13 protein-coding genes and 1 pseudogene are annotated in these 16150 nt (G+C 67.1%); 4 read left to right on the top strand and 10 right to left on the bottom strand.

The features are described 5' to 3' along the window. Nucleotides 1-6 precede the first annotated feature (6 nt). The 5 genes from flhA to BLR29_RS25450 all read right to left on the bottom strand — a co-directional run bounded on the left by flhA (nucleotide 7) and on the right by BLR29_RS25450 (nucleotide 7500). Nucleotides 7-2094: a flagellar biosynthesis protein FlhA gene (flhA, locus tag BLR29_RS25470; protein ID WP_092140858.1), complete on the bottom strand. Its 2088-nt coding sequence runs from the start codon at nucleotides 2092-2094 to the stop codon at nucleotides 7-9. Next, nucleotides 2091-3233: a flagellar biosynthesis protein FlhB gene (flhB, locus tag BLR29_RS25465; protein WP_092140856.1), complete on the bottom strand. Its 1143-nt coding sequence runs from the start codon at nucleotides 3231-3233 to the stop codon at nucleotides 2091-2093. The genes flhA and flhB overlap by 4 nt, the downstream gene beginning before the upstream one ends. Nucleotides 3234-3751: 518 nt before the next feature. Beyond that, nucleotides 3752-4615 (bottom strand): oxidoreductase, encoded by an 864-nt coding sequence (locus BLR29_RS25460; protein ID WP_092140854.1) that lies wholly within the window; start codon nucleotides 4613-4615, stop codon nucleotides 3752-3754. A gap of 196 nt (nucleotides 4616-4811) precedes the next feature. Further along, the gene (locus BLR29_RS25455) at nucleotides 4812-6593 is read right to left on the bottom strand and encodes a hybrid sensor histidine kinase/response regulator (protein ID WP_255371438.1); all 1782 of its coding nucleotides are present in this window, start codon (nucleotides 6591-6593) and stop codon (nucleotides 4812-4814) included. Between the two features lie 169 nt (nucleotides 6594-6762). Further along, on the bottom strand, nucleotides 6763-7500 hold the full coding sequence (locus BLR29_RS25450; RefSeq protein ID WP_092140852.1) for a YceH family protein: 738 nt from the start codon (nucleotides 7498-7500) through the stop codon (nucleotides 6763-6765). 204 nt (nucleotides 7501-7704) lie between these two features. On the opposite strand from BLR29_RS25450, the gene BLR29_RS25445 reads away from it, so the two are divergent. Continuing rightward, nucleotides 7705-8754, top strand: a complete 1050-nt coding sequence (locus BLR29_RS25445; RefSeq protein ID WP_092140850.1) for an alpha/beta fold hydrolase — start codon at nucleotides 7705-7707, stop codon at nucleotides 8752-8754. Between the two features lie 67 nt (nucleotides 8755-8821). Here the strand turns inward: BLR29_RS25445 and BLR29_RS25440 are convergent, their stop codons facing one another. Both BLR29_RS25440 and BLR29_RS25435 read right to left on the bottom strand, forming a co-directional pair. Beyond that, on the bottom strand, nucleotides 8822-10147 hold the full coding sequence (locus BLR29_RS25440) for a sensor histidine kinase (RefSeq protein WP_092140848.1): 1326 nt from the start codon (nucleotides 10145-10147) through the stop codon (nucleotides 8822-8824). Further along, a complete protein-coding gene (locus tag BLR29_RS25435) occupies nucleotides 10144-10887 on the bottom strand; it encodes a response regulator (protein WP_092140846.1) in 744 nt (247 codons plus the stop codon). The genes BLR29_RS25440 and BLR29_RS25435 overlap by 4 nt, the downstream gene beginning before the upstream one ends. Nucleotides 10888-11124: 237 nt before the next feature. On the opposite strand from BLR29_RS25435, the pseudogene BLR29_RS25430 reads away from it, so the two are divergent. Continuing rightward, nucleotides 11125-11658: pseudogene (locus BLR29_RS25430) on the top strand (thioredoxin family protein); the annotation flags it as partial. A 61-nt stretch (nucleotides 11659-11719) separates the two neighbouring features. Further along, the gene (gene maiA, locus BLR29_RS25425) at nucleotides 11720-12355 is read left to right on the top strand and encodes a maleylacetoacetate isomerase (protein ID WP_092140842.1); all 636 of its coding nucleotides are present in this window, start codon (nucleotides 11720-11722) and stop codon (nucleotides 12353-12355) included. A 142-nt stretch (nucleotides 12356-12497) separates the two neighbouring features. Here maiA and BLR29_RS25420 read toward each other — a convergent pair whose 3' ends face one another. Both BLR29_RS25420 and BLR29_RS25415 read right to left on the bottom strand, forming a co-directional pair. Further along, a complete protein-coding gene (locus BLR29_RS25420) occupies nucleotides 12498-12989 on the bottom strand; it encodes a DUF6691 family protein (protein ID WP_369804708.1) in 492 nt (163 codons plus the stop codon). Between the two features lie 3 nt (nucleotides 12990-12992). Beyond that, nucleotides 12993-13439 carry a YeeE/YedE family protein gene (locus BLR29_RS25415; protein WP_092140840.1) on the bottom strand — a complete coding sequence of 149 codons (447 nt, stop codon included), beginning with the start codon at nucleotides 13437-13439 and terminating at the stop codon, nucleotides 12993-12995. 183 nt (nucleotides 13440-13622) lie between these two features. Between BLR29_RS25415 and BLR29_RS25410 the strand changes: the two genes are divergently transcribed. Next, nucleotides 13623-14576 carry an ABC transporter substrate-binding protein gene (locus BLR29_RS25410; RefSeq protein ID WP_092140838.1) on the top strand — a complete coding sequence of 318 codons (954 nt, stop codon included), beginning with the start codon at nucleotides 13623-13625 and terminating at the stop codon, nucleotides 14574-14576. A 99-nt stretch (nucleotides 14577-14675) separates the two neighbouring features. On the opposite strand, the gene BLR29_RS25405 is transcribed toward BLR29_RS25410, so the two are convergent. Continuing rightward, on the bottom strand, nucleotides 14676-16022 hold the full coding sequence (locus tag BLR29_RS25405; RefSeq protein ID WP_092140836.1) for a M20/M25/M40 family metallo-hydrolase: 1347 nt from the start codon (nucleotides 16020-16022) through the stop codon (nucleotides 14676-14678). Between the last annotated feature and the right edge of the window lie 128 nt (nucleotides 16023-16150).

Genomic DNA, 16150 nt, shown 5'->3' with positions numbered 1-16150 from the left:
GTTCCCTTACGCTGCGCCGCCGATCATCGCGGTGATGCGGATATTGCGGTTGTCCGGCACTTCGGCGTGCGACAACACCTTCAGTTGCGGCAGCGTCCGGCGCAGGAAGCGCGCCATCAGCGGCCGCAGCGGCGACGGCACCAGCAGCACCGGATCCATGCCCATTTGTTCCTGACGTACCACCGCGCCCTGCGCCTGCTGCAGCAGCGCGTCGGCCAGGCCGGGCTCGATGCCGCCGCCGTTGGCCAGCGCCTGCGTCAGCACGCGCTCCAGGCCGGCATCCAGGCTGATGACCTGCAGGTCCGCGTTGTTCGGGAACAGCTGCTGCGTGATGGCGCGGCCCAGGGCCACGCGCACCAGCGCCGTGAGTTCGGACGGATCGCTGACCTTCGGCGCGTGCTCGGCCACCACATCCAGGATCGTGCGCATGTCGCGAATCGCCACGCCCTCGTCCAGCAGGTTCTGCAGCACCTTCTGCAGGCCGGTGAGCGAAATCGTCTTCGGCACCAGGTCTTCGGTCAGCTTCGGCGATTCCTTGCCGATGCGGTCCAGCAGCGACTGCACTTCCTGGCGGCCAAGCAGCTCGGAGGCGTGCATCTGGATCACATGATTCAGGTGCGTCGCCACCACGGTGCTGGCGTCCACCACCGTGTAGCCGTAGGCCTGCGCCTGCTCCTTGAGCCCCGCATCGATCCACACGGCCGGCAGGCCGAAAGCCGGGTCGCGCGTGGCGGCGCCGGGCAGCGTGCCCGAGACCTGGCCCGGGTTGATCGCCATCCACTGGCCCGGCGTGGCTTCGCCGCTGCCGATCTCCACGCCCTTGAGCGTGATGCGGTAGGCGTTGGGCTTGAGTTCGAGGTTGTCCCGGATGTGCACCACCGGCACCAGGAAGCCGATGTCCTGCGCGATCTTCTTGCGGATGCTCTTGATGCGGCCCAGCAGTTCGCCGTTCTGGCCGCGGTCCACCAGCGTGATCAGGCGATACCCGACCTCCATGCCCAGCGGATCGACCATCGTGACGTCTTCCCACGTGGCTTCGGCGGCTTCGGCCGGCACGGCCGGCGTGCGCTCCTCGCGGGTCTTGGTCTGCGCGGCCGTGGCCTCGCGACGCATGATGTAGCGGCCAAACCAGGCCAGCGCGCCGGCCAGCAGCAGGAAGGCAAAGTGCGGCATGCCCGGGATGATGCCCATCATGCCGATGATGGCGGCGGTCAGGAACATCACGCGCGGATTGGAGAACAGCTGGCCGGTCAGCTGCTGGCCCACGTCCTGTTCGTTCGACACGCGCGAGACGATCACACCCGCGGCGGTGGAAATCACCAGCGCCGGAATCTGCGCGACCAGGCCATCGCCGATGGTCAGCAGCGTGTAGTTGCGCACGGCGGTGGAGAAGTCCAGGTCGTGCTGCACCATGCCCACCACCATGCCGGCGGCGACGTTGATGAACATGATCAGCAGGCCGGCGATGGCATCGCCGCGCACGAACTTGGAGGCACCGTCCATGGCGCCGTAGAAGTCCGATTCCTGCGCCACTTCGGTCCGGCGCTTGCGGGCGCCTTCCTCATTGATCAGGCCGGCGTTCAGGTCGGCATCGATGGCCATCTGCTTGCCGGGCATCGCGTCCAGCATGAAGCGCGCGCCCACCTCGGCGATCCGGCCCGCACCCTTGGTGATCACCATGAAGTTGATCACCACCAGGATGGCGAACACCACGATACCCACCGCGAAGTTGCCGCCCACCAGGAAGTGGCCGAAGGCCTCGATCACCTTGCCGGCGGCGTCCGGGCCGGTATGGCCTTCCAGCAGCACCACGCGCGTGGAGGCCACGTTGAGCGACAGGCGCAGCAGCGTGGAGAACAGCAGCACCGCCGGGAAGGCCGCGAAGTCCAGCGCCTTCTGCGTGTACATGCCGACCAGCAGCACCATGATCGACAGCGCGATGTTGAACGTGAACAGCAAGTCCAGCACAAACGCGGGCAGCGGCAGGATCATCATGCCGAGGATCATGACGATCAGCAGCGGCCCCGCCAGCGCCTTCATCTGGGCGCCCGAGCGCAGGCCCGGCAGGTTGAAGATATTCGTCAGTGCGTTCATGCGCGGGCTTCCGGTACGGCAAGTTCGTCCGGCACCGCGAGATCCTTCGGCCCGGCGGGCTGGGGACCATCGGCGTAGTGCCAGTGTTTCAGTTGATAGACCCAGGCCAGGATCTCGGCCACGGCCGTATACAGGCCCGCCGGGATTTCCTGGCCCAGTTCGACGTGACGGTGCAGCGCCCGTGCCAGCGGCGGCGCGGACAATACCGGCACACGGTGTTCGGCGGCCAGCTCGCGAATGCGGGCGGCCACTTCCTCGGTCCCCTTGGCCACCACGCGCGGCGCGCTCATGCGGCCTTCCTCGTAGCGCAGCGCCACGGCGAAGTGGGTCGGGTTGGTGACCACCACGTCCGCCTTGGGCACCTCGGTCATCATCCGGCGGCGCGCCATGGCCCGCTGCTGCTGGCGGATGCGGGCCTTGATGTGCGGATCGCCATCGGTTTCCTTGAACTCCTGCTTGACCTCTTCCTTGGTCATGCGCAGCTTCTTGTAGAAGGTCCACAGCTGCCACGGCACGTCGACCGCGGCCACCAGCAGCAGGGAACCCGCCACCATGCCGCAGACGTGGAGCACCAGCTCGATCATGCGCAGCAGCGCCTCCTGGACCGGCGCGTTCATCAGCGCGACGGCCTCCGGCAGCTTGTGCCAGAGCATCCAGGCCACGACGCTGCCCACCAGCAAGGACTTGGCAATCGCCTTGGCCAGCTCCACCAGGGACTGCGTGGAGAACATGCGGCCCAGCCCGGAGAGCGGCGACATGCGCGAGAAATTGGGCATCAGGGCCTTGGTGGAGAACATCCATCCACCCAGCGCCAGCGGGGCCACCAGGGCGGCCACGCCAAACATCAGCAGCAACGGCAGGAACGCCAGCAGGCTGTCCCAGATCGCCATGGCGAACTGCGACAGCATCCGGTTGGTATCGAATGCGGTGGCCGGCTCGAACGCCAGGCTGGTGTGCATGACGGCATCCAGCTTGCGGCCGATGTTGCCGCCCATGATCGAGAGGCCGAGCACACCCGTCATCAGCATCACGAACGTGCCGAGCTCGCGCGAGCGCACCACCTGCCCCTCCTCGCGCGCCTTCTCAAGGCGCCGGGGTGAGGCGGGTTCGGTTTTCTCGAGATCGCTTTCCTCGGACATGGATGCTCCAATACGAAGGCGCAGGCGGCTCTTCGTCAGCGAGGATTATCAAATCCCGGCCGGGCAGGCATTAGGAGGAAAAGGGAGGGAAACAGGTGCCTGTTTCAGGAATGAGGGGGGCAGCGGGAATAACGGCCGACGGTTGGCGATCTTTAGGAGAAGACCGCCTGATGGCGAGGATCTCGCCGGCTTTGGCACTCGACGGGCGGCATCGTGGCACGTTTCGGACGTCGCCTCCCGCAGCGGGAAACTCGCATTGAGGCGGCCGATTCCGGCTTGCGCTTCCGTCGGGCAGTGCAGGACGCTCCGGGTTCGGAATGCAAGATTGTGCCGATTTATGCACTTACGACAAAGCGGCTTCGCGACCCGGCATCCCGCATCGCCGCGCAATGCCCGACGCGACATGAGAAAAGGCGCCGGACACCTCCGTGCCGGCGCCCTTCGTTGGCGAAGCGGGCAAGGCTGGCGATGCCGCTCATGTCAGCAACGCCGGCCTTGCGCCCATTGCGTCAGGCCGCTCACCGCACCACGTCATCGTGGTCGGTCGAAACCGCCAGGTCGCGCCACGCGGCCAGTTCGCCTTCCACGAACTTGTGCTTCTGCTCGATGCGCGCGATGGCATCGGTGCCCAGCGGCAGGCGCACCGGCGGGTTGTCGCTGTCGACCAGCTTCAGGATGGCCGCGGCGAGCTTCTCCGGGTTGCCCGGCTGCTGGTGATTGGCGCCGGCCGCGAAGACGCGCATCTTGCCCACGGTGTCCGCATAGTCGGCAATCTCGGTCTTGGTGGAGACCAGCGAATTGTCATGGAGGAAGTCCGTACGGAAGAAGCCCGGCTCCACCACCGTCGCGTGGATGCCCAGCGGCGCCAGTTCCTGCGACATCGCTTCCGTCAGCCCTTCCACCGCGAACTTGCTGGCGCCGTACACGCCCCAGCCGTGATAGGCCGAATAGCCGCCCAGCGACGAGATGTTGACCACGTGGCCGCTGCGCTGCTTGCGCATCTGCGGCAGCACGGCGCGCGACACCGCCAGCAGGCCGAACACGTTGGTGTCGAAGTTAGCCTTCGCTTCGGCAATGCTGGTTTCCTCCACGGCGCCGAGCACGCCATAGCCGGCGTTGTTCACCAGGATGTCGATGCGGCCGAAACGCTCGACGCCCTGCCGTACCGCCTCGACCGCATCGGCCTCGTTGGTGACGTCCACCTTGACGGCCAGGAGATTCGGCTGATCGCCAAACGTCTCGATGAGGCTTTGCGGATTCCGCGCCGTGGCGATGACGCGGTCGCCACGCTGCAGGGCGTTGCGCACGAACAGCGTGCCGAAACCGCGCGACGCGCCGGTGATGAACCAGACCTTGCTTTGGGATTGGGTGGATGCGGACATGGCTGACTCCTGGGTATTGGATGGGTTGGGACGGCGCCTTTTGCATCGGTGCGTAGGTCGCTGTGCTGCCGGAACCGTTAGGACCCATCGTAGGCAGTCCGCCTTCAGCAAACAATAGTGATGTGGATTGGCGTTATAGCAACCAAAAGTTGCTAATTCGGGCGAGGGTCGGATGGATACCGGCCGGCGGCGCGGGCTATACGCCGGCGGAAGCCGTCCGCGCCGCGCGCACGGTTTCGGCGATGGCCTGCCGCAGCGCATCCGCGGCGATCGGCTTGTGCAGCACCCGATAGCCGCTGGCATGCAGCGCCAGGAGCCGGTCCGGTGCGGTGTCGCCGGTCACGATCAGGCCCGGGACATCGGCATCTAGGTACTCGCGTAGCCAGCCGATCGCCTGGTCGCCAGTGACCTGCCCGGCCAGGCGGTAGTCCGCCAGGATCACGTCGACGGGTGCCGGGCCTTCGATCCTTGCCTGCTGGTGGGCCGCGCAGACGGCCTCCACCGTGGCCCCCGCATACACCGCGTGCCCCCAGAACGCGAGCAGGTCGCCCAGCGCGGCAAGGATCTGCGGATCGTCATCGACCAGCATCACGCCATGGCGCGTGTAGCCGTCCTCCTGGCCCTGCGCTTGCGCGTCGGAGGCTGCCGGCCTGTCCGGCACCACATCCTGCGCCAGCGGCACCGTGACCGAAAAATTGCTGCCCCGGCCGGGGTGCGATCGCAGCGTGATGACGTGCCCGAGCAGGCTCGCCAGCCGCTGCACGATGGACAGCCCGAGCCCGAGCCCCTGTTCGTCCGGACCGTTGGACAGCTGGGCAAATTCCTCGAACACGAGAGCCTGGTGCGCGGGATCGATGCCGGGGCCGGTGTCGATCACCTGGATCTCCATCGCCCCCTTGCGCCGGCGCGCGCCGATGAGGATGCGCGACTTCGGCGCGTAGCGCAGCGCGTTGCTGATCAGGTTGTCGAGGATGCGTCGAAGCAGTTCGGGATCGCTGTCGATCCACGCGTGCGCGTCCACCACGCGCAAACTGCTGCCGTGCAGCTGCGCCTGACCAGCGTACTCGTCGCGCAGCTCCGCCAGCAGCTTGCCCAGCGGCAGCGGCCGGCGCCGCGCGGCCATCAGCCCGGCATCCAGGCGCGACACATTGAGCAGGCCGTCGAGCAGGCCGCCCATGCGCTCAAGCGTGCCGTTGAGACGCCGGCTGATCTGCATGGCGGCGTCAGGTCGCACATCGCCCCGTTCCGCGATGGCGGCCAGCGATGCGGACAACAGACCCAGCGCGTGCACGGGCTGGCGCAAGTCATGGCTGGCGGCCGCCAGGAAGCGCGTCTTGGCCTTGTCGGCCGCCGTGGCGCGGTCACGCTCGCGTTCGAGCTGTCCGATCAGCGCCAGGTTCTCGAAACGCAGCTTCACGCTGGCCAGCAGGCTTTGATAGGTGACGCGGCAGAAGAAGATGTTCACGACGACCATGGCGATGCCAAAGGCCGCATACACCTGATAGGTCGGCTCGGGCCGCATCAGGCAGTAGATGATGAACGGCGAGGCCATCAGCGTGACCATGCCGAAATAGATGCGCGGCTGTGCCGACAACGCGGGTACCGCGCCGCAGGACATGCCGGCCAGCACGATGCACGCAAAGGCCGTCCATTCTGGTGCGGGCGGCAGCAACACCGTGGACCCGATCAGCCCCCACAGCACCGCCGACAGCCACGACAGCACCATGAAGCGGCGGGCCCATGCGCGCGGTGTTGCGGTGGATTCATGGCGATGGAATCGCATCGACAGCGCCAGTCGCCCCAGCGTCAGCACATAGAGCGCCGCCATCCACGCCAGCAGCGCCCACAGCAAGTCGCTGTCGTGCAGCACGTAGACGATAGCCAGCGGGATGACGAAATTGGCGAACAGGATGCCATGCGACTGCTGGTACAGCAGTCGCACCATGGCGGCCTGAATGTCGCCATCGGTCTGGCTCATGAGGGTTCCGGGCGTGCGGGATGGTTGGGCTGGCACTGCCCACCGACGTGGGCGCTTGTTTATAGCACCGATTGTGCCGGACGTTGCGGCACACCGCCCACGGCTGAATCCTCGCCGCAACACCCCACCTCTGCGGGGCGGCGGGCACAGCGGGAATCGCCGTGCCGGGCTATTCCCCCAGGCGGCCGTCCTCGATCGGGATGCCCAATTGCCCCGCCATCTCCTCCACCAGGGCCTGGAGCCTTGCCACCTTGTCCGTCAGCTCGCGCTGGCTGATGCGCAGGGCTTCCAGTTCCGATGGCGATACGCTGTCACCCGCGTCGCCACGTGGCGACACACGCGGCATCATCTCGGCCACATTGACCTCCCCGCACATCAGATGCATCCAGCGGTTCTCGCGCTCGCCGGGGCCACGGGGCAGCCTGACCACCAGGGCGGCGGGAGCCCGCTCGGCCAGTTCGTCGAGAAACCCTTCCACGGACGAAATATCGGCGAACGCATGCAGCCGTGCGGAATTGAGGCGCAGCTCCGCGGCGGTTTGCGGGCCGCGCAGCATCAGCGTCGACAGCAGTGCCGCCGACTGGCTCGGCACGCCGAGCACCTTGGCCATGTTCTGTTCGAAGCGCGGCACGCGGCTGCTGCTGCCTTCGAACACGAGGCTGAGGGATTTCAGGCCATCGATGGCGGTCAGGATCTCGTCCTCGGTCACGCTCATGACCGGCAGCCGCGCGGTCTTCTGGTTGCAGCCGGAAGCCAGCGCGTTCAGCGACAGCGGATAGGTGTCCGGCACCGTGAACTGCTTTTCCAGCAGGACAGCCAGCACACGACCCTCCAGCGCGGTCAGCGCGCGCAGCGGCGGACGAGCCGGCGGTGCAGGGGAATCGGGGGTCGCAGGGGTGGTATTCATCAGGGGGCGTCACGGCAGGATAGGCAAGGCACCCATTGAAGCGCATGCGCCCCGACTATGCAACCTCGCGCGGCGCTTTGTAGCGATATGTGTCCAGGGGCGGTAACGCTACACAAGCATGCAATGGGTACGGTCCGGTGACACATGACGGATACGCGGCAGACGGAGCCTCGGTGGCGGACCTATCACCTGGAGAGAGAAACCATGTCCGATACCATCAACCCACGCCGGCGCCAGTTGTTTGGCGCCGCGGCGGCGACGCTTGCCGCCGCGCCCTTTGGCGCGCTCCGCGCCGCCGGCGTGGAGTCGCCCGGCAAATCGCCAACGCTGCCGGCCATCCAGCCGGGGACGCACACATCGTTCGCGAAGATCCGGCAGATCGATGCCGGCGTGCTGAATATCGGCTACGCCGAAGACGGCCCGGCCGACGGCCCCGTCGTGATCCTGCTGCACGGCTGGCCCTACGATATCCATAGCTTCGTCGATGTCGCCCCGCTGCTGGCATCGGCCGGCTATCGCGTGATCGTGCCGCACCTGCGCGGCCACGGCACGACGCGTTTCCTGTCGGACAAGACGTTCCGCAACGCCCAGCAGTCCGTGGTGGCGCTCGACATCATCGCGCTGATGGATGCCCTGCACATCCAGCGCGCCGTGCTGGCCGGCTATGACTGGGGCGCGCGCACGGCCAACATCATCGCGGCGCTCTGGCCCGAGCGCTGCAAGGCGATGGTGTCCGTCAACGGCTACCTGATCAACAACCTGGAGCGCAACAAGGCGCCGTTGCCGCCCAAGGCGGAATGGGGCTGGTGGTATCAGTTCTACTTCGCCACGGAGCGGGGCCGCGCCGGATACGAAGCCAATCGCAAGGCTTTCGGGAACCTGATCTGGAAGGTCAACTCGCCGAAATGGGCCTTCGACGCGGCCACGTTCGACCGCGCCGCCGCGTCGTTCGACAACCCGGACTACGTCGCCATCGTCATCCACAACTACCGCTGGCGCCTGAGCGTGGCCGCCGGCGATCCGCAGTACGACGCGCTGGAGCAGCGACTGTTTGCCGGCCCGGTCATCAGCGTGCCGACGATCACGCTCGATGGCGACTCGGATGGCGTGACGCCCGCCACGGACGGCAAGGCCTACGCAGGGAAGTTCTCGGGCAAGCGGACGCACCGGATCATCCCGGGCGTCGGCCATAACCTGCCGCAGGAAGCGCCGCAGGCATTTGCCGAAGCAGTGATCGAAGTAGATCGCTACTAGGAGGGACCGCACGGCCGCCGCAAGGCGGCCGTTTGGCACATATCGCGATTGAACAGCAGGCGGAGACTCAGGGGAGCGTGATTTCCGCCGAGAGCCCGCCGCCTTCGCGATTGCGCAGCTGCATGGACCCGCCCATCGCCAGCACGAGCTGCTGCGCGATGGCGAGCCCCAGCCCCGTGCCACCGGTCTCCCGGCTGCGGGACTGCTCCAGCCGGAAGAACGGCTGCATCACCGCATCAAGCTGATCTTCGGGAATACCGGTGCCACGGTCCATCACCTGGATCCGCAGCGATCCGTCCGGGTGGCGTTGCGCGGCAAGCTCCGCCGATCCGCCAAACTTCAGCGCGTTGTCGATCAGGTTGGTCAGCACGCGGCGCAGCGCGTGCGGCTTGGTGACGACGGCGCCTTCGGGACGACCGGTCAGCGTCACCGCCTTGCCGGTGTCCTGGTAGTCGTAGGCCAGGCTTTCCAGGAAGGAGCCGACATCGATGCGCGTGGACACCTCCGCATGGCCGTGCACGCTGCGCGCGTAGGCCAGGCCCTCGCGTACCAGACGTTCGATCTCGGACAGGTCGCTGATCAGCTTGTCTTTCTCGACGGATTCCTCGGCCATTTCCGCACGCAGCTTCATGCGGGTGATCGGCGTCTGCAAGTCGTGCGAGATCGCGGCCAGGATGCGGACGCGCTCCTCGACGAACTGCGCGATGCGGTCGCGCATCGCATTGAACGCCGCTGCCGCGTGGGCCACCTCGCTCGGGCCGGCCTCGCTGATCCGTGGCGCGGTCTCATTGGGGTCCAGCGCATCGGCCGCCTCGGCCAGCGTCACCAGCGGGCGAATCGCCACGCGCACGGCCAGCCAGCTGCACAGCACCAGCAAGCCCAGTTGCGCGATGAGGACATAGGGCAGCCACTGCGCCAGCGGCATGGACCCCGGACGCACGTCGATGGTGAGCGGGGCGCCATCGCTCAACTTGAAGTGGGCCTGAAGGCGCTTGCCATCGCCTGGAATCATCTCCACCGTCACCGGCACCTGCCGGCCCGCCGCGGACTGGATCGTGTTGGCGATGTCCTCCGCCTGGCTGGAAAGCGTCGGCACGCCGGGCAGGCCGGGGCCCAGGACATAGCGATAGTTGCGGCGGTCCAGCCTGGGCAGCCATGCCGCGCGCTCCGCGGCGGGCAGGCGGTCGAGGATCGAGATCGACGTGGCCACGTCGTTTTCCAGCGTGCCGAGCATGACCGTCTTGGACGTGACGTATCGCTCGAGGAACAGGACGGTGAACGACAGCGCATACGCAATCACCAGACCCGCCAGCAGGATCAGGAACAACCGCGCACCGAGGGTGCCCGGCCACAGTCGCGGCGGCGGCCGCGTGGCAACGGCAGCCGTGCTCATTCGCGGGCCTCGGTGATCTCGACGGGCACGGCGAACACATACCCTTCGCTGCGCACGGTCTTGATGTAGGCGGGTTCGCGCGCGTCATCGCCGAGCCGTTGCCGCAGCCGGCTGACCAGCAGGTCGATGGAGCGGTCGAACAGTTCGGCTTCCCGGCCCTGGGTGAGGTTGAGCAACTGGTCCCGGTTCAGCACGCGCTGCGGATGATCGACGAACACCCGCAGCAGGCGATACTCGGCACCGCTCAGCGCCACCACGGTGCCGTCCTTGTCGAGCAGGTGCCGCGCCGTGGTGTCGAGGCGCCAGTCGCCGAACGTCAGCAGCTGGCCGGCCTCGGACACCTGCAGGTTGGGCGGCAGCATCCGGGTGCGGCGCAGCACGGCCTTGATGCGCGCCAGCAGTTCCCGCGCGGCAAACGGCTTGGCCAGGTAGTCGTCGGCGCCCATTTCGAGGCCGATGATGCGGTCGGTTTCGTCGCTGCGTGCGGTCAGCATCAGGATCGGCGTCGTCTTGTGCTTGCCCGCGCGCAACTCGCGGCAGAGCGTCAGCCCGTCATCGCCCGGCAGCATGATGTCCAGGATGATCAGGTCGACGGCATTGGCCTCCAGCACGCTGCGCATGTGCCGGCCGTCCGGCGCGATCGTCACACGCAGGCCGTTTTTCTTGAGGTAGGTGGAGACCAGTTCGCGGATTTCGCGGTCGTCGTCGACAAGCAGGATGTGATCGATGTGGGTGTCCATCGGCGGCACCTTCGGCAAAGGGGGAAGTGGCGACGGGGCAAGTGTGCCCGGTACCGGCATTGTAGGCACTTCCTTTGTGTATCGCAGTGTATCCACGCCTCGGCGCCGGACACTGCCTTACACATGCGGCCACGGTGGATACATGCGGGACACGGCGCCGGTGTCTGATGCAGGCAGTCCCGCACGTTTCAAGGAATCCATATGCCACTCCCCACTTCCTGGCTGGGCCGCACGCTCGGCGCCGTCCTGCTCAGCGCGCTTGCCGCCATCGGCCTGGGCTTCGTCAACGGTCAGCTGTCCGGCCTCGCCAACGCCAGCGCCAGCGCCGCGCTCACGGAAGGGCCCGCGCCGGCGCTCGACGGGGCGACGACCTGGCTCAACTCGCCGCCCCTCTCGACGGCCCAGCTGCGCGGCAAGGTCGTGCTGATCGATTTCTGGACCTATTCCTGCATCAACTGCGTCAACACCCTCCCCTACGTCCACGCGTGGGCCAAGAAGTACAAGGATCAGGGGCTCGTGGTGATTGGCGTGCATACGCCCGAGTTCCCGTTCGAGAAGGACATCGGCAACGTGCGCGACGCCATTCGCCACTTCAAGATCGATTACCCGGTGGCGGTGGACAACGACTACAAGATCTGGCGCGCGTTCAGCAACAACTACTGGCCGGCTCTCTATTTCATCGACGCCAACGGACGCATCCGTCACCAGAAGGTGGGCGAAGGCGACTACGAAAAATCCGAGCAGGTCATCCAGGCGCTGTTGCGGGAAGCGAAGGGCGCCACCACGCCGGCGCAGCCGGCGGCGCAGTAAGTCATTTTCATCGGAGACCCCCATGAAGCTCTACGTCAACGAGATTTCCTCCGCCGCGTCGCGCGTGCGCATCGCACTCGCCCTGAAGGCGGTAACGGTTGAGACGCAGCCGGTCACGATCCTCGGTGCCGAGGCCGAGAACCGTCAGGCCGACTACCTCAGGGTGAATCCGCAGGGGCTCGTGCCGGCACTGCTGACGGACAATCACGAACTGATCACGCAGTCGCTGGCCATCGTCGAATATCTCGACGAGTGCTACCCGCTGCCGCCGCTGCTGCCCCGGGATGCCGAGGGGCGGGCGTTCGCGCGATCGATTGCGCTGGCGATTGCAAGCGAGATCCACGCGCTGGTGCCGCCTCGCGTGGCGGCACGGCTATCCGGCGAGTTCGGCATCGATGCGCCGGGCGTGTCCGCATGGAACCGCCACTGGATCGTCGAAGGCCTGGCGGCCGTGGAGGCGCGACTGGCCGCTCGGCGCACCGGCGCATACGTGGTGGGCAATGCGCCGACGGTGGCAGACATCTTCCTGTTTCCGCAAGCGATCAATGCAGCGCGCGCGGGGGTCGACCTGAGCCAGTGGAGGAACATTACCGAGATCGTCGACCGGCTGCGCGGTCTGCCGGCATTTGCGGACAACGCGCCGGCGCCCCGCAAGTAAGGAGAAAGAGGCGATTCCCCGTCAGTCGGGGCGCGGGACCCGGGGCGATGTCGCACCTTTGCAGCATGAAACGCATGTGCCACATTTGTCGGGGTCCCGGCGGGACGTTGCGGCCTGACGGGCGCGCGGGCGTATTGCGGGATCACGCCCGCCGCCTGACTCCACCCTCACCGCCCTCACCAGATTTTCCGGACTTGCGCCGCAGCGCCTCGGCTGCTTCAAACACAGCCATGCCGGCGATCATCGCGGCGACGAAGCCCCACGCCTTGGCATAGCCCGCGCCCAGCGCAACCAGGGCGGGGCCCGGGCAAAAGCCCGCAAGGCCCCAGCCCACGCCGAACGCCGCGCTGCCCAGCACCAGCCTCAGGGTCACGCGTGCCGCCGCCGGGATCTGCATGGGCAGCCCGAGCCACGATCGTGCGCGCCGTCTTGCCACGGCGAACGCCACGACGCCAACCGCCACCGCGCCCGCCATCACGAACGCCAGCGATGGGTCCCAGGCACCCGCAAGATCGAGGAAGCCGAGTACCTTGGCGGGATTGGCCATCCCCGAGATCATCAGTCCCAGGCCGAACAGCAGGCCGGCCGCCAGCGCGACCACGGGCGCCACCACTAACGCGACGAATTGCGGCATCGTTCAGCCCCCGAAGATGTGACGCTGCACGAAGACGGTCAGGAAGCCTGCCGCCATGAACGTGATCGTCGCGACAATGGACCGCACCGATCCGCGAGACATGCCGCACACGCCGTGTCCGCTCGTGCAACCTCCGGCATAGCGCGTGCCGACGCCGACGATAAAGCCGGCGACGAGCGTCTGCGTCCAGCCGGCCTCGATGTCGACCTCGGGCGCCAGGCCGGCCGCGATGGCCAGCAGCGGCGCACCGATCAGGCCGGCGAGGAAGGCGGCTCGCCATGCGCGGTCGCCGCACGACTGCCCGCGCAGGCCACCAAGCAGGCCACCGAGAATGCCGCTGATGCCGGCGATCCGCCCGTTGCAGAGGACGAGCACCGCGGCCGCGATGCCGATGATGAGCCCGCCAGCCAGCGCGGGCCCGGGCGTGAAGTGGACGAAGTCGATCGTCATGGCAAGTTCCGTGAAAAGCGGCCCGGGCCGCTACGTGCGGTACTGTACCGCGCGGCCCGGCGGGCCTGGCAGCCTTCTGGCCGGGTATGCATATGGAACCACGAAATGATTCGTTCGCTTCCGCCGCCATCGTGCGTAGCGTCTGAGCTTGTTGATCCCATTCATTCTGCTCCGCGCCTCCCGATGACGACCTCCCGCCGCCAGTTCCTGCGCCAGGCTGCCACGCTTGCCGCCCCCTCGATACTTTTGCCGACGGCCGCCCTGGCCCAGGCACGCCCCGTTCTCAAGGCAGGCGACCAGAAGGGCGGCCTGCGGGCGCTGCTCGAAGCCGCCGATGCCCTGAAGGGCCTGTCCTACGACATCCAATGGACGGAGTTCCCCGCCGCCGCGCCGCTTGCGGAAGCCTTGAACGCCGGCGCGGTCGATTGCGGACCGATCGGCGATGCGCCCGCCATCTTCACGCTGGCAGCCGGCACGCGCATCAAGCTGATCGGCGCCAACCAGTCGGACCCGTATGGCACGGCAGTGCTGGTACGCCCGGACTCGCCCCTGAAGACGGCCGCCGATCTCAAGGGCAAGAGCATTGGCACGAACCGCGGCTCCATCGGCCATTTTGTCGCGCTCAAGGCGCTGGAATCGGCCGGCCTGAAGCCCGAGGACGCCAACATCCGCTTCCTGCCGCCGGCAGACACGAAGCTGGCACTGACCAACGGTTCCGTCGATGCCTGGGCGACCTGGGAGCCCTATACGGCCATGGCCGAAACCAGCGGCCATGCACGCGTGCTGGTCAACGGGCGCGGGCTCTCGGCGGGGCTCAGCTATCTGGCAGCAACCGATGCCGCCCTGGCCGCGAAGCGTGCGGTCCTGGCCGACTTCCTGCAACGCGTGGTGCGCGCGCAGACGTGGTCCTACCAGCATGTACCGGATTTCTCCGCCACACTGGCACGCATCATCGGCATCGCCCCGGAAGCGGCCCGGCTGCAGTTCGAGAGGCGCCGCACGCAATGGCGAACCATCGATGCCGCGCTGATCGCCGAACAGCAGCGAACCGCCGACTTCTACCTCAAGGCGGGATTGCTGAAACAGCGGCTGGACGTCAGGACGACCTTCGATACCAGCTTTGCCATTGCGGCGTAGCGGCACGCAGGGCCGGCCCGCCGGCCGGCGGGACTAGCCTTGCGTCGAGCCTTGCTTCGACGCTGACTTCGCCCCTTACTTCGACCCTTACTTCGACCCTTACTTCGCGGGCCGCTTCGCCAGCAGCGGTGCGCCGACACCTTCCACGCCGACGAGCCCCAGCACGGTAGTCAGTCCCCACTGCGCCCCTTCGTGCGCATTGGTCGGGTCAAACCACTCGTCGCGCGAGTGGGACCCGCCCGACTTGCCGCCGCTGCCAAGGATGATGGCCGGAATCCCCAGCGACATCGGCACATTCGCGTCGGTGCTGCCGCCACGCAGGCTCGGTGCTTCCTTGCTGTTGGCCTTGATCACGCGCACGGCGGATTGCACGATGACCGAATCGGTGGGCGTGATGCCCGCCGGCCGGTCGCCAATCTGGCGCGTCTGGAACGAAATCTGATTGCCCTGGCTGGGCGACCAGCGGCGGTTCTCCTCGGAAACGCCGGTCTCGATCGCGGTCATGATCTGCTTCTCGGTCTCGAGCAGTGCCGGCGTGCCGTTGGAGCGGATGTCCACGGCCATGCGCGCATCGCCGGCGATCGCGTTGACGGATGTGCCACCGCCCACCGTACCCACCGTGAAGGTCGTCTTGGGATCCGCCGGCGGGCGGACGTCGCTGACCTGGGTGATGGCACGGCCCATCGCGTGGATCGCGCTCGGCAGGCCGAACGCGCCGAAGCTGTGGCCACCGGGACCGCGGAACAAGACTTCATAGCGATGGCTGCCGGTACCCTGCGTCAGCACGCGGTCACCGGTGCCCGGCTCCAGGCCGACCATGCCGTCGATATCCGGATGATCGCGGAACACGGCCTTCATGCCGCGCAGGTTGCCCAGTTCTTCCTCGCCGACGTTGCCGACGAAAACCAGGTCCCCCACGGTGCGAACCTTGTTGTCATTGAGCACCTTGAGCCAGGACAGCAGCACCGCCAGGCCACGGGTGTCATCGCCAATGCCCGGGGCGTACAGCTTGCCGTCGCGGGACTTGACGGTAACGTCGGTGCCCTCCGGGAACACCGTGTCGAGGTGTGCCGAGATCAGCAGCTTCGGCCCGTTGCCCACGCCCTTGCGGATGCCGATCGCGTTGCCTTCGGCATCGATATGCGCATCCGTCAGGCCAAGCGCCTTGAGGCGGGACACGAAGTACTCCGCTCGCGCGCGCTCCTTGAACGGCGGCGCGGGGATCTCCGTCATGGTCTTCAGTTCGGTCAGCGCGCGCGCATCGTCGGCCTGGACGTCCGCCAGCACCTTCTTGAGCAGCGGCGACGCCTCCAGGCGGGTATAGGCGCTGTCAACGGCGGGGGACACCTGCGGAACGGTCAGCGTCTGCGCGCTGGCGGCGCCGGGCAGAGCAAGGATGGCGACGGCAACGGCGTGGAGCGCGAATGCGGGACGGCGGAAATACATGGGGGCGTGATCCTCTGGCAGTAGGACGTCATGGACATCCGGCATGCAGGATCAGGGCCACGACACCGGCGGGGTAATGTCCATACATCGCCCGCCATGCGCAACGCTGTACCCGGAAGCCGGGGTGC

The sequence above is a fragment of the Cupriavidus sp. YR651 genome, assembly GCF_900101625.1.
Taxonomy (GTDB): Bacteria; Pseudomonadota; Gammaproteobacteria; order Burkholderiales; family Burkholderiaceae; genus Cupriavidus.
This window is presented reverse-complemented; position numbering and strand designations above follow the sequence as displayed.

Excerpts from the sequence above, each read along its gene's own strand:
- BLR29_RS25410 (WP_092140838.1), top strand. The coding sequence starts at position 13,623 with ATGACGACCTCCCGCCGCCAGTTCCTGCGCCAGGCTGCCACGCTTGCC.
- BLR29_RS25455 (WP_255371438.1), bottom strand. The coding sequence starts at position 6,593 with ATGAGCCAGACCGATGGCGACATTCAGGCCGCCATGGTGCGACTGCTG.
- BLR29_RS25405 (WP_092140836.1), bottom strand. The coding sequence starts at position 16,022 with ATGTATTTCCGCCGTCCCGCATTCGCGCTCCACGCCGTTGCCGTCGCC.
- BLR29_RS25460 (WP_092140854.1), bottom strand. The coding sequence starts at position 4,615 with ATGTCCGCATCCACCCAATCCCAAAGCAAGGTCTGGTTCATCACCGGC.
- flhA (WP_092140858.1), bottom strand. The coding sequence starts at position 2,094 with ATGAACGCACTGACGAATATCTTCAACCTGCCGGGCCTGCGCTCGGGC.
- BLR29_RS25420 (WP_369804708.1), bottom strand. The coding sequence starts at position 12,989 with ATGCCGCAATTCGTCGCGTTAGTGGTGGCGCCCGTGGTCGCGCTGGCG.
- flhB (WP_092140856.1), bottom strand. The coding sequence starts at position 3,233 with ATGTCCGAGGAAAGCGATCTCGAGAAAACCGAACCCGCCTCACCCCGG.
- BLR29_RS25435 (WP_092140846.1), bottom strand. The coding sequence starts at position 10,887 with ATGGACACCCACATCGATCACATCCTGCTTGTCGACGACGACCGCGAA.
- BLR29_RS25440 (WP_092140848.1), bottom strand. The coding sequence starts at position 10,147 with ATGAGCACGGCTGCCGTTGCCACGCGGCCGCCGCCGCGACTGTGGCCG.
- BLR29_RS25450 (WP_092140852.1), bottom strand. The coding sequence starts at position 7,500 with ATGAATACCACCCCTGCGACCCCCGATTCCCCTGCACCGCCGGCTCGT.
- maiA (WP_092140842.1), top strand. The coding sequence starts at position 11,720 with ATGAAGCTCTACGTCAACGAGATTTCCTCCGCCGCGTCGCGCGTGCGC.
- BLR29_RS25415 (WP_092140840.1), bottom strand. The coding sequence starts at position 13,439 with ATGACGATCGACTTCGTCCACTTCACGCCCGGGCCCGCGCTGGCTGGC.
- BLR29_RS25445 (WP_092140850.1), top strand. The coding sequence starts at position 7,705 with ATGTCCGATACCATCAACCCACGCCGGCGCCAGTTGTTTGGCGCCGCG.